The following is an 11,183-nucleotide window of genomic DNA, read 5'->3' as shown; positions in this document are numbered from 1 at the left end:
CCGAGGGGCCGTCTTCGTGTTCGGGCACCCTGGCGAGAGCGCCCACCTGGGCGGTGTACGTCGGGGACCTCGCGGTTCCGAATGGCGAGCCCGACATATGCAGAAGTTAGGACTTACTGCGTGCGAAGAGAATCGCTTGCTGAGCTTTCGCATCCGGGTCGAGCAGCATCTGGGCCTCGACCACGAATCCGGCATCGTGCAGCCACGATGCCACCTGGTTCGCCTGGCGGCGGTGGACATGGACCTTCATCGGGTGACCGCCGTAGCCCTCTGTCTTCAACAGCGACTCGCCGCCGACGTGAAACAGGAGTTGCAACGGTCCGCCGGGACGCAATGCTTGGTGGAAGCGCCCGAATACAGTCGGCACCTCGTCGTCTGGGATGTGGATCAAAGACTGCCAGGCGAGCAGGCCGGTCACCGAAGCGACGGGCAGGTTCAGTTCCGTCATCGAGCCCACCTCGAACCGCAGGCCGGGGTGGTCGCGCCGGGCCACGTCGATCATCGCCGGGGAGAGGTCGATACCGAAGGCGTCGACACCGAGCTCATGCAGGTGGGCGGTGACTTCACCGGGGCCGCAGCCGACGTCCGCGACCGGTCCGCCGCCAGCGGTCCGCACGCTGTCGGCGAACAATGCCAGAGCCGCGCGAAGGTACTGGTGTCCGGCGAGGGCGCCGCGCACTTGGTCGGCATAGCTGACCGCGACTGTGTCATAAGAGGTTCGGGTGTCGGCCAACCAATCATCCGTGGTCATGACCGGCACGATATTCCATGATCGCGGCGGACTCGGCGCTACCCGGGAACGGCGAAGGTGCCTGTCAAACGATGGTGAGTTCGGTGTAGGACGCGTAACAGTGATCGGTGCCGTTCACCAGTTCAGCGAACCGTACTTCGACGCCGGCCGGATCGACTTGTTCGACCGTCCCGATCGGCGCCGCCCGCCACCTGGTCGCCAGCGACCCGACCCGGACGACATCTCCTACCTGGACCCTTCTCACAAGGTCCAACGATAGTGCTGGTCAGAACAGGGTGCCGTGGTCGACTTGCCGCGGGTCGGGAAGCGCTGCCCGTCGCTCGAGGACACCGTGCCGGTCCGAACACCGTGGTCAGCGGCAGGCCGCTGGTGGTAGTCGATGAGCACCAGATTCGCCGCGCGCAGGGTCTCCTCGCGCACATACCATTCGTCGGTCCAGGACAGGATGTCGTAGCTGATGCCGCAGTCCTCGTGCTGGCCCTGGTGGTGCTCGCCGTCGTGCTGATCATCGGCCGCGATCAGGCGTAGCTGCTGGTCAGCGTCGGCTGTGTTCAGCTCGCCTGCACCTTTTCGATCTCCTTGCCGACACGAACGAGAGCGTCGTAATGATGGGCTTTGCCGTGCACGATGAGGTAGGCCAAGACCTCGTCCTTGTCGAGCAAGGATCGCTCCTGCAGCTCCCCTAGGAGGCGGCGCAGATCCCGTAGTCCGTAGGCGTCGCCCCAACCGTTGTTGCCCGCGAATTCGATTCGCTCCAGCAGCTGCTGGTGTTCAGCCGAGCGGTCGACCGCGTGAATCTTCTGCTCGATCACGTTGGCTGCCCCGATCTCGTCAGCCCACCGCGAGGACGAGAATCCCGCGTCTTCCACGACCGCGATCGGCGCGTTCCGCGCGAACTCGGTGGCAAGCGCGAGTTCCCGCTGTCCCGGTGCATACACCAGAGCGGGACGGCCGTAGCCGATCCCGGACTGGTTCGAGTTCTTCGGAGTCAGGACAGGACGTCCTGTGGCGTAGGCGTTCAACGGCGGGCAGACGGTGAGGGTGTTCTTCTGGGGGACAACGACGATCGTGCCGCGGGCACCGACACGGTCGAGGTAGGCGATAGCGATCTCGACTGCTCGGTTGTACCCGTGCTCAGGTTGGAAGGGGATGTAGGCGGCGCGGGGGAGTTCGGTCACCCGAGGCACCGTATAGCAGGACCGCCTCGGCCGGAACGTCGTTGAGGCGTTCCTGCCGGCATCCGCGTCGTGCCAAAGCACCGTGGTGAGACTCTGACGCATGCCTGGCTGCTAGCTACCAGGCAAAACATGGATTGAAACAGTCTGCACCCCTGCCTTCTACGGTTCCTCTCACGCAATCGTGAAGTGAGAGAAGGGAGCCCGGTCATGATCAACACTGTGGGGATCTGCTCGGTCATCGGGTATGGCCTGCTGGTGTGGCTGTCACACGACGGGCCGACAAGGCTGTACGCGGGCATCGCCGCCGTGCGCGCGAAAGATCCTGCCGTCCGCCAGGCCGCGTACCTCGTTCTGGCCGAGACTCGGTACTTGCGCGGACGGGAGCCGGGCACGGCTGACCCGAGCTGGGTTTCGATGGCCCGTCTGCCGTGGCTCGGCCGCCGGACCGCGTCACCCCGCAACGACGACCCCGCGTCGACATGAGCAGTCAGACTGACTCGGGCGCCCTGGTCGACGGCATCGGTGTCGCCCGCTGTGCGGTGACCACGGAGTTGGAGGGCAAGCCAGCGAAGCTGGTGCGGCAGCCCTGTAGGAAGGTGGCCAGGAGTTTGTCGTCGCGGTCGAGCAATGGCGCCCGAGCTGGCGGCGGTGGCGCCGATGGTCCGTGCGGTTTCGTCGTCGTGTTTCGTCCGGGCGGGGGCGCGCTTAAGGTTGTCGGCCATGACCGATGATCACCGGAGGACGGGCTCGATGACCGCCGAGGACTACGCGGCGGAGGCAGCGTATTTCGCTGGCCCCGGTCCGCTTCTCGATGACCTGTCCGGGGTCGCCGAGCAGGTGTGTGAAGTGCTGTCCGACGACGAGAGTGATGTCGACGTCGCGTTCGATCTTGCTCGTGAAGCGCTCGAGGCCGATACCGATTTCGACGCCGCTCGATCCCAGATCCAGGCCGTGCGTGACACCGCCGACCAGGCCCTGGCGTTGCTCGGCAAGCTGGAAGGCCTGCACCGCGAGGCGATCTCGGAAGGTGTCGATGCCACCGTGATCGCTGCCGCGATCGCGCGCGGGTTCCGCGGTGAGCCCACCGCCGCGTCGGCCTGATCTGCCCTGGCGGCGGGTTCGTCAGGGCCCGGTGGGGAAGACGACGGTGACCGGTTCGGGTTGCGGGCCAGCGGTGAGTGTTCTGAGCAAGGTCATGTAGGAGTCGTTCATCGCGGTGACCGTCGCAGCGAGGTCGGAAGCGTTGTTGGCGCCGTAGCGGTAGGCGTTCTCGGCGATGGCGTAGGCCCACCATCCGGCGCGGGTGCCGCGGGCGAGAAGATCCAGTCGCACGTCGTTGGCCGCGGTGCGTGCGGGCTCGATGAGACTCATGTCCACCGACGTTGCTGAGTCACCGACTCTGCGGGTGTCGAGTGTTTGGGCGATCCGGCGCAACGAGTTGGCGTAGGGCCGTAGCTTCGTGATCGTGCTCAGGTGTCCGGACGCGACCGGCGCCAGACTGGTCACCATCTCGGCGAGGTCGTCGTGGCCGATGCCGCGCAGCGCGGCCGCCGGATATGAGCGCAGCATCCAGTCGACGACCCGCTCGGGCTCGCGGTGGACATCGACAACGATTCTCGGGTCTGGCATTGGTTCGTGCTCCTAACGTGTGCGGCGTCGCGTGATCGCAAGGGCAACAACAGGTTCGGCGCGCCACCGCGCCGGGTATTGCGGTTCGGCGAGGGGCGTTCAGCTGTCGTTGTCGCGCCACGGGGATGTCGACCGGTCGTTGAGGAGCTTGGCCAGCTCCCGGTCGTCGAGTCCGTTCGCGCGCGGTCCGACCGCGTAAAGCAGTGTGGTCCAGTCGATTTCGAGGTGATCGGTCGACTCCATCGCCTCGGTCATTCGTATCAGTAGGTCAGGGGCCGCGCTCAGCTTGGGATATCGGCTCATGTGCAGGGGCTCGTCGAATCCGAGAGCGACGGCAGCCAGGACGTAGGCGATCGATTCTGTGGTGGATCGTGCGTTGATCGCGATCGGCACGACGGCGCCGGTCCGGTCGACGAGAAATGCCGCGTAGCGGCGCATGTCAGTGGGGCCGGTACCGACCAGGTGCACCGTGCTGGGCGTTCCGAGCGAGAGGGTCTGTCGAGGTACGTGGTAGACGCGTCGATCACCAACGATCAGCGCGGGATGGGTGTGCGGCTCCGGATCGGCTTTCCATCCGGCTGGGATCGGCGGCTGGTGCGGCTCGGTTCCCGCGATGTGGCGGTGCAGGGCAGTGTGCAGCCACGATGTGCGGTGCTCGATCGGGGTGAAGGCGTTTTCGAGGAGCTGGCGCAGCCGCGCCGGGAGGGTTGTGAGGTCGATGTCGATCACCTCGACCGATTGCGGATATCCGTAGAATCCGACGCCGATCTGGGCCATCTGGTCGGGTAGCCCTTCTTGGTCGAGCAGCCACTCGAGGCCTTCGAACAGATCGACCGAGGGTGGCTGAACGGGGAGCAACGGTTCGGGCTCGTCGTTGCTCTCCCGCGGCGGGATGATCGGCAGGGTCCAGCCTGGATCCAGGTCCTTGCGCCGATGGCCGGCCCAGTCGAACTCGCCGACCCTCATATCCCACATCGTGTTGCCCAACTGGGCGAGCTGGGCGACGGTGCCTTCGGGAGCGTCCCGCGCACCTGTGGAGATCTGAGCGATGACTTCGGCGCACTGCTCGCGGAACTCCTTCGATTCCGCCAGCGCGGGGACCGGGCCCGCCGGGACCGGAGGAGTCGGGCCCTCGGTGTGTGGCACCGGAACCCAGATCGAGGCGGCCGCTTTGGAAACGGCGCCGCGCTGCCAGAACGGGAGTGGGTGCCCCAGCAGCTGAGAGAGCGTGTTCGGTCGGAGCAGGCGCATGTCCAGCTCTCGTTCAGCGCTGTCGACAGTGGCTCCGTAGACGGTGCCCGGGTGCCAGCCGCCTGGAGCGGTGGGCACGATCCAGGCGACCGCACCGCGAGCCTCGGCATAGCCGAGCTGGGTCAGCGCCTCCGTGGGAATCCAGTGCGAGATCGCTGGCAGGTCAGGGTGGTCGCCGACGGGCACGCACAGCGCGACTTTCCTCGGGTCCTCGGGGTTGATCGCGGTGTAGCGCAGGGTCCGCAGTTCGACGGGGCGCCGCAGTCCGGTGATGGTGACGAACTCGGCGTCGGCAAGTTGCCATCGCTGCGCGATCGGTCCCTCGTCGTCGATCACCGCGAACGGTTCGAGTGCGTCCTCGCCGAGGCGGCCGTCGATGACCATCCAGCGGATGATGTCGCGGCTCAGCCAGCGGGGCTTGCGCGGAGTGGACAGGACCGCGACGGGGTTGGGGAAGGTGGGGTCGTCGCTGCGAAGCCTCGACAACCTGGCCCTGCCGATGTTGAGCAGTGCTTCGAGGTTTTGGCTCGTCAGGATCGCTGGCAGCGCGTACGGGTTCACATCCACAGGGTAACACGTTTACTACGTTTACTAGGTTGCTGTGAGTCTTGTGTTGCCACTTGGTTGATGTTCAGGTAATTGCTTGATTCCGCGCTACACGGAATCGGGGTATTATCCGAACATGCCTGCTATTGGGACTGAACCGCCCCGAGACAGGGCCGAGGCGATCGAGTTCGCGGCGGCCGCGATTCGGGAACGGTTGCCAGGGACGTGGGACTTCCATGGCCAGGGGCAGCGGTTCAACGACAAGCGAATCGACGCGGAGTTCAGCCTGTACCCGCCGAGCGGGCCGGTCCTCACCTTTGTCGTGGCGGCCCGAACCGTGATCCGTGCAAACGACATCCACCGGCTGCGCGACCAGCTCGAGACCACGATCGCCGGGCGGGCGGGCGTCGGCGCCATGCTGGTCTCTCGGTTCTTGTCGCCCTCGACCCGCCGGCGCCTTGAGGATTCCGGGTTCTCCTATGCCGACGCCACCGGCAACCTGCTGCTGCGCGCCGATGACGCGGCGGTATTCATCTCCGCAACCGGCGCCGACAGCGACCCCTGGCGAGGGCCGGGCCGACCGCCCGGCACGCTGCAGGGCGAGCCTGCCGCGAAGGTGGTACGTGCGCTGCTCGACTTCGACAGACCGTGGAAGGTTCGCCACCTCATCGATGCCGCGGATGTGGCGACCGGCTCGGCGTATCGGGTGCTGGACTTCCTCGAGCAGGAAGCCCTGATCGAGCGTGAGGGCACCGTCCTCACGGTGCCGAACTGGGTCGCGCTGTTGCGCCGGTGGAGCGAGGACTACCAGTTCGTCGGCACCAATCGGACTTCGCGCTGGATCGCGCCGCGCGGGCTACCCGCGTTCCTGGACGTCGTGCGCGGTGCCGAGGTTCCCGCCTATGCCTTCACCGGATCGATCGCGGCCGCGACGTGGGAGGCTTACGCGCCCGCGCGGGCGGCGATGATCTACGCCCAGAATCCCGAAAGCGCTGCGGAGGCTTGGGGATTGAGGCGTACTGAGAAGGGTGCCAATGTGGTGCTCGCCACTCCGGCTTATCCTGTGCTCCTCGCTCGAGGTGGCGAAGCGCTCGACGGCCTGCGCATCGCCGCGCCTGCCCAGGTCGCCACCGACCTGCTCCGCGGGCCGGGACGTGCACCGTCGGAAGCCGAAGAACTGCTGCACTGGATGGAGAAGAATGAAAAGTCCTGGCGCCGACGCTGATCCATTCGGTCTGTTCGCCCGCACGCGCAGCGTGCTACTCGATGCCCTCGAGGCATTGAGCGAGCACCGGGACTCGGTGATCATCATCGGCGCCCAGGCGGTCTACCTCCACACGGGCAGTGCCCGTGTGGCCATTGCCGAATCGACCAAGGACAGCGATGTCGCGATCGACCTTCGCCGTCTCGGCGAGGACCCGACGATCGACGCGGCGATGCGGCGAGCGAACTTCATTCCCGACCCGGAGAAGCTCCAACCAGGCGCGTGGGTAACCGTCGAGGACGGGATTCCCGTCGACATCATGGTTCCTGCGGCTCTCGCCGCGGGGCCGAAGGGCAAGCGCAGTGTGAACAAGCCACCGCACCACAAGATGTCGATGCGTCGCGCGCACGGCTTGGAGGCTGCCGTCGTCGACTTCGGCGAGATGATTGTGCGTTCGCTCGATCCCGCCGACGGCCGAGCGATCGCTGCCCGTGTCGCCGGGCCGGCGGCGTTGATCGTGGCGAAGTGCCACAAGATCGGTGAGCGGGTTGGTGATCCGAACCCGGATCGACTCAACGACAAGGACGCTCATGACCTCTACCGGATTCTGCTGACTTTCGATACCGACGTCCTGGCCGCGACGTTCGCGGTGCTGCTCGCCGACGAGATCAGCAGCGAGGTGACCGATGAGGCGGTCACCTACCTCGACGACCTCTTCGGCGCCGGGCCCGAGGCGATCGGTTCCGCCATGGCCGGCAGCGCGGAAGAAGGAGTCGGCGAGCCTGAGGAAGTCGCTCTCGCAACCAGCATCCTGGCGGCCGACCTCGTGCAGGCGATCCGGGCAATGAGCTGATCGCGGCACCCCATATCCGCCCGAAATTCGGCGACCACGACGGGGAACCTTATCCGACGGATGCCACCAGGAGCCCAGGGTAAGAGTCCCGGCAGATCAACCGTCTCCAACACCCCTGCCGGGGTGGCGGTGGCTGGGCTATTCTCGGATCTGGCCCCCTGCGCTGGGCTGACTCCGAGCCCGACCGCCCACGTCGGAACGGCTTCGAGGAACGAAGGGTCTCGGACTCCGCGCCTGAAAGAACAACTCTCGCTCGTCTATGACCTGTGGTCCCGAGGCGTCGAGGCGTGGGGTCGTCGCCGATGACATGGGAGCAGAGCCATGACAGCGAACAGAGCCCGCAAGCGCGCCAACAAGGCCCGCGCCGCCCAGCAGGGCGGTTCCTATACCGCCGCGCACTACAGCGACGACCGCGGTGCCGGTGACCCCGCCATCCTCGAGCGGATGCGCCTGACCGGCGCGACCCCCGAACTCGCGGCGCGGATGATCGACGACGCCCGCGCCCGCAGCCGAAACCTCGCCGACGACGACCGGAGCCGAGAAGCCGATCAGGTCCGTGAGGCCGCGGCGGCCGTCGAGGAATGGGAGGCCCGCCGTGCGGGCAGGCTCGTGCGGTACTGGACGGTCTACGTCGAGGCCAGGGCCGCAGCGACCGACGCAGATGAGGCCTGCGAGCGTCTCGCCTTCTTCCTGCGCGAGCTCTACCATCACGTGCCCGGGATCGGCTGCGCCGCAGTGGAAGTGCCGAATCCTGCCCCGGGTCGCGCGTATGTGGCCGAGGTCGACGCCGACGAGTTGTCGCCGCAGCAGCGCGCCGACCTCATCGCGGACTATCCACCGGCTGCGTGGGCGCTGCGCGATCAGCCCGACCGGCCGTTCGGTGCGCGCGAGACCGCCCACGTGCACGCCTACGCCGCGGCGCTGGAGCGCGCCGCGATCACGCTCGAATCCGGGACCGACGACCCAGATCCTCTGCTGCAGGTCCTGCCCGCCGACACCGCGCTGCGATTCTGGCGCGCGCTGCGCAGCACCGCGGTCCTGGCGGGTCCGGACGAGGCGTCGGCGCGGCGTCGGGGTGAGCAGCTGGCCGCGACTGTGGTCGATCGTCGTGGTCGCGGTGTCGGCAAACTCGTCGCGGTCGAGCCCGACGACGGATTCGTTTCCGCGATCGACGAGCGCTGGGTGCATCCCGCCGAGGAAATCTACTGGCAGGAGGTCGAGGAACTGTGGGCGGACTACAACCTCGACCAGGCCGTCGATCACCCGACGTTGCAGGCAGCGACCCTGCGGCGAGCAGCCGAGGAAGTGCTCACCGGCTGGAACGCCGCGCGCACCGAGTACGCACACCACGAGGCCAAACTGCACACCCAGCCCGATGGGAGTCGGACGCTGTCCACGCCGGCGGAATTCGCGCGCGTCGCCCACCAGGCCGCGCTCAAGGCCGAGCTGCTCACCGCCGAGCAGTTGCGCGAGCTCGCCGCCGAGGACGACTACATGGCCTCACGGGTGTACGGCAAGACCGTCGAGACCGATGAGGACGCCAAACGCGTCGAACGGCTACACCACCGCGCCACGGTCCTGCGCGACCTCGCGGACAAGAAGCCCTGACCGACCACCGCGGCTGGTAGATGTTCGGGGTGAGGCTGGTCAGGACCGCAGGTCACGCAGCGCGGTGCGCACAGCCTCACCCGCGGAGTTGGTCCGCTGCAGCTGATCGAGATGCCGGCCGAGGCGATCGCTACTCGCCTCGAGGATCTCGAGTCGACCTTGATCCCGTCCACACCGCCAGCGTGCCAGGGGTGTGCGCCGTGCGAGTCCGTGGGCCCGGGAAAACGCACGGCGCGGAATCCCTCGGCGCACGTCGCGCGCATACTGGAGAAATGTCGACGAGGCCCTGCGGAACGGTGGTCTTACTGCCGGGTCAGCACGACGCGCCTCTCTACGGTGCGCGGGTGCGGGTGCTGTCGCGTCAGCTCGACTCGGTCCCTGGCCGGGCCAGCGTGCGGTGCGAGTTGTTGTCGGGCCCGGTCTTGGGCAGCTGGACGACTGGTGTCGCGGTCGCGGAGGTGCAGTGGGACGACCTCGCACAGATCCAGGCGTGGTTGGCCGATCATCCCGCGCCACAGCCGCGTCGCGGCAGCCGCAAGCGCACAACGCCGGCTACACCGAGCCCGCCAGGAGTCCAGCGCCTGACCAGCGCATACTGCAGGGAGACAGTGTTGATCGGGCCGGGAATGACGATCGCGGGGTTCGCTCTGCTGCACGGCGAGCTGCTCGACGCCGAGATCCGCGCCGGGCTCTCGGCGCTGGGCGAACCCGCATCTGGGCTCTACGGCGCGCTGTTCGTCTACGACGTCGAGGACTGCACGACGCGGCGTTGGACGCTGTTCACCGCGGATGGGCCCTACGCTGAGATGCTCACCCGGGCGGGGGGTGTCGAGGCCGACGTGCGGATGCTGCAGGAGAAGTTCCCCGCGTTCGTGCCTGGCTGGGTCCTGCACGACGAACACGAGGTGACACCAGACTGAACCGGTCCGAGGGGGAACTCGTCGCCGCGGCTCCGGCTCGTGGAGGTCCGCGGACACCATTTATGTCGCACTGACACTATTCGTGCGCTACATTTAATAGTGTCAGACTGACGTAAATGACCAGGGGTGTTCCATGAACGTCGACCGGGCCATCACGGCCATCGAGTCCTGGCGCGACACATCGCGCCGATACGCCGGGCAGATGCGCGGTGGTGCGGCATGAGCAGAACCCGGTTCAGGGTCACGGTGGACCTCGCCGCGATCACCGTGCACGACGACACCCTGAAAATCCTGCTCGTCGAGCGAGGCGAAGAACCGTTCGGGTGGGCACTACCCGGCGGACACCTCGAACGCGGCGAGGACCTGGACGAAGCGGCGGCGCGGGAGCTGATCGAGGAAACCGGGCTGGATCTCGATCGTGCGCACCTGGAGCAGCTGCGCGCCTACGGTCACCCGGACCGCGATCCCCGTGAACACGTGGTCACCATCTGCTACCTGGCATTCGTGCCCGACGCCGCGACGCCCGTCGCGGGCGACGATGCACGGGCCGCAGCATGGCTGCCCGTCGCCCCGATCCTGAACGGCCGACAAGAGCTGGCATTCGACCACAACCAGATCGTCGCTGACGCGGTGAACCGCGCCAGGGCCAAGCTGGAATCCACCACGCTCGCCACTCGCTTCTGCTCGCCGGAGTTCACCGTCACCGAGCTGCGGCAGGTCTACGAGATCATCTGGGGTCAACCCCTGGACCAACGAAACTTCTCACGCAAGATCACCGGCACCGAGGCCGCGTTGGTCCCCACCGGGCAGCAGACCACCCGCAACGGCGGGCGGCCCGCCGCGCTCTACCGGCCAGGTCCCGCCACCACACTGCACCCGGCCATCCTTCGCAGCGAAGCAACAGAATTGGGTGTGCCGAGGCGATGAGTTGGAGCGACGCCGAGATGCTCCAGGGTCAGGTCTCGGGTTCGTCGTCGTGTTCCTCGCCGTTGAGAAGCTGTGTCGGATCGGTGATGTCGAGCGACAGTTCGGCCCAGACATCATCTCCGTGCGCCGCCAGTTCGTTGATTCGGCGATACACGCGCCGCTGCTCCTCGCTGATGACCTCGCGGCATTCGTCGAGGTGGGCGCATCTGCGCTCGCCGAGACCGGCGACGAAGCACATGGTGCCGGTCTCGTCGAGGTCGGCGCCGTATGCCGAGCAGGGCCACATCTGCGACACCGTAGCGGTGTGGACCGACAG

General features: G+C 67.0%; 15 protein-coding genes. 8 read left to right on the top strand and 7 right to left on the bottom strand.

Translation table 11 applies throughout. The features are described 5' to 3' along the window. Nucleotides 1-106: 106 nt before the first annotated feature. The 3 genes from ACFVVM_RS32825 to ACFVVM_RS32815 all read right to left on the bottom strand — a co-directional run bounded on the left by ACFVVM_RS32825 (nucleotide 107) and on the right by ACFVVM_RS32815 (nucleotide 1,171). Nucleotides 107-751, bottom strand: a complete 645-nt coding sequence (locus ACFVVM_RS32825) for a class I SAM-dependent methyltransferase (RefSeq protein WP_387626285.1) — start codon at nucleotides 749-751, stop codon at nucleotides 107-109. A 64-nt stretch (nucleotides 752-815) separates the two neighbouring features. Beyond that, nucleotides 816-995 (bottom strand): hypothetical protein, encoded by a 180-nt coding sequence (locus ACFVVM_RS32820; protein ID WP_387626283.1) that lies wholly within the window; start codon nucleotides 993-995, stop codon nucleotides 816-818. Then, a complete protein-coding gene (locus tag ACFVVM_RS32815) occupies nucleotides 992-1,171 on the bottom strand; it encodes a Tn3 family transposase (RefSeq protein ID WP_387626281.1) in 180 nt (59 codons plus the stop codon). The genes ACFVVM_RS32820 and ACFVVM_RS32815 overlap by 4 nt, the downstream gene beginning before the upstream one ends. On the opposite strand from ACFVVM_RS32815, the gene ACFVVM_RS32810 reads away from it, so the two are divergent. Continuing rightward, nucleotides 1,100-1,279, top strand: a complete 180-nt coding sequence (locus ACFVVM_RS32810; protein WP_387626393.1) for a hypothetical protein — start codon at nucleotides 1,100-1,102, stop codon at nucleotides 1,277-1,279. The genes ACFVVM_RS32815 and ACFVVM_RS32810 overlap by 72 nt on opposite strands. Before the next feature lie 23 nt (nucleotides 1,280-1,302). Here the strand turns inward: ACFVVM_RS32810 and ACFVVM_RS32805 are convergent, their stop codons facing one another. Beyond that, nucleotides 1,303-1,929 (bottom strand): hypothetical protein, encoded by a 627-nt coding sequence (locus ACFVVM_RS32805; RefSeq protein WP_387626279.1) that lies wholly within the window; start codon nucleotides 1,927-1,929, stop codon nucleotides 1,303-1,305. Between the two features lie 207 nt (nucleotides 1,930-2,136). Between ACFVVM_RS32805 and ACFVVM_RS32800 the strand changes: the two genes are divergently transcribed. Then, nucleotides 2,137-2,412, top strand: a complete 276-nt coding sequence (locus ACFVVM_RS32800; protein WP_387626277.1) for a hypothetical protein — start codon at nucleotides 2,137-2,139, stop codon at nucleotides 2,410-2,412. A 267-nt stretch (nucleotides 2,413-2,679) separates the two neighbouring features. After that, complete coding sequence (locus ACFVVM_RS32795) at nucleotides 2,680-3,030, top strand: hypothetical protein (RefSeq protein ID WP_387626275.1); 351 nt, start codon at nucleotides 2,680-2,682, stop codon at nucleotides 3,028-3,030. A gap of 21 nt (nucleotides 3,031-3,051) precedes the next feature. Here the strand turns inward: ACFVVM_RS32795 and ACFVVM_RS32790 are convergent, their stop codons facing one another. Both ACFVVM_RS32790 and ACFVVM_RS32785 read right to left on the bottom strand, forming a co-directional pair. Continuing rightward, on the bottom strand, nucleotides 3,052-3,558 hold the full coding sequence (locus ACFVVM_RS32790) for a hypothetical protein (protein ID WP_387626273.1): 507 nt from the start codon (nucleotides 3,556-3,558) through the stop codon (nucleotides 3,052-3,054). Nucleotides 3,559-3,657: 99 nt separating this feature from the next. Further along, nucleotides 3,658-5,370: a helix-turn-helix transcriptional regulator gene (locus tag ACFVVM_RS32785; RefSeq protein ID WP_387626271.1), complete on the bottom strand. Its 1,713-nt coding sequence runs from the start codon at nucleotides 5,368-5,370 to the stop codon at nucleotides 3,658-3,660. A gap of 82 nt (nucleotides 5,371-5,452) precedes the next feature. On the opposite strand from ACFVVM_RS32785, the gene ACFVVM_RS32780 reads away from it, so the two are divergent. From ACFVVM_RS32780 to ACFVVM_RS32760, 5 genes are all read left to right on the top strand, one after another. Then, nucleotides 5,453-6,580 (top strand): hypothetical protein, encoded by a 1,128-nt coding sequence (locus tag ACFVVM_RS32780; RefSeq protein ID WP_387626269.1) that lies wholly within the window; start codon nucleotides 5,453-5,455, stop codon nucleotides 6,578-6,580. 76 nt (nucleotides 6,581-6,656) lie between these two features. Next, on the top strand, nucleotides 6,657-7,412 hold the full coding sequence (locus ACFVVM_RS32775) for a hypothetical protein (RefSeq protein ID WP_387626267.1): 756 nt from the start codon (nucleotides 6,657-6,659) through the stop codon (nucleotides 7,410-7,412). Nucleotides 7,413-7,733: 321 nt separating this feature from the next. Next, nucleotides 7,734-9,020 carry a hypothetical protein gene (locus tag ACFVVM_RS32770; protein WP_387626265.1) on the top strand — a complete coding sequence of 429 codons (1,287 nt, stop codon included), beginning with the start codon at nucleotides 7,734-7,736 and terminating at the stop codon, nucleotides 9,018-9,020. A gap of 344 nt (nucleotides 9,021-9,364) precedes the next feature. Beyond that, nucleotides 9,365-9,940 (top strand): hypothetical protein, encoded by a 576-nt coding sequence (locus ACFVVM_RS32765; RefSeq protein ID WP_387626263.1) that lies wholly within the window; start codon nucleotides 9,365-9,367, stop codon nucleotides 9,938-9,940. Nucleotides 9,941-10,159: 219 nt separating this feature from the next. After that, entirely contained in the window at nucleotides 10,160-10,867 is a 708-nt protein-coding gene (locus ACFVVM_RS32760) for an NUDIX domain-containing protein (RefSeq protein WP_387626261.1), read from the top strand. 28 nt (nucleotides 10,868-10,895) lie between these two features. Here the strand turns inward: ACFVVM_RS32760 and ACFVVM_RS32755 are convergent, their stop codons facing one another. Then, nucleotides 10,896-11,162, bottom strand: a complete 267-nt coding sequence (locus ACFVVM_RS32755; protein WP_387626259.1) for a hypothetical protein — start codon at nucleotides 11,160-11,162, stop codon at nucleotides 10,896-10,898. Nucleotides 11,163-11,183: the final 21 nt, after the last annotated feature.

Source organism: Nocardia sp. NPDC058176, from assembly GCF_042883805.1.
GTDB lineage: Bacteria > Actinomycetota > Actinomycetes > Mycobacteriales > Mycobacteriaceae > Nocardia.
The sequence above is the reverse complement of the archived record's forward strand: the minus strand, read 5'-3'. Positions and strand labels throughout refer to the sequence as shown.

Excerpts from the sequence above, each read along its gene's own strand:
- ACFVVM_RS32825 (WP_387626285.1), bottom strand. The coding sequence starts at position 751 with ATGACCACGGATGATTGGTTGGCCGACACCCGAACCTCTTATGACACA.
- ACFVVM_RS32800 (WP_387626277.1), top strand. The coding sequence starts at position 2,137 with ATGATCAACACTGTGGGGATCTGCTCGGTCATCGGGTATGGCCTGCTG.
- ACFVVM_RS32760 (WP_387626261.1), top strand. The coding sequence starts at position 10,160 with ATGAGCAGAACCCGGTTCAGGGTCACGGTGGACCTCGCCGCGATCACC.
- ACFVVM_RS32790 (WP_387626273.1), bottom strand. The coding sequence starts at position 3,558 with ATGCCAGACCCGAGAATCGTTGTCGATGTCCACCGCGAGCCCGAGCGG.
- ACFVVM_RS32795 (WP_387626275.1), top strand. The coding sequence starts at position 2,680 with ATGACCGCCGAGGACTACGCGGCGGAGGCAGCGTATTTCGCTGGCCCC.
- ACFVVM_RS32770 (WP_387626265.1), top strand. The coding sequence starts at position 7,734 with ATGACAGCGAACAGAGCCCGCAAGCGCGCCAACAAGGCCCGCGCCGCC.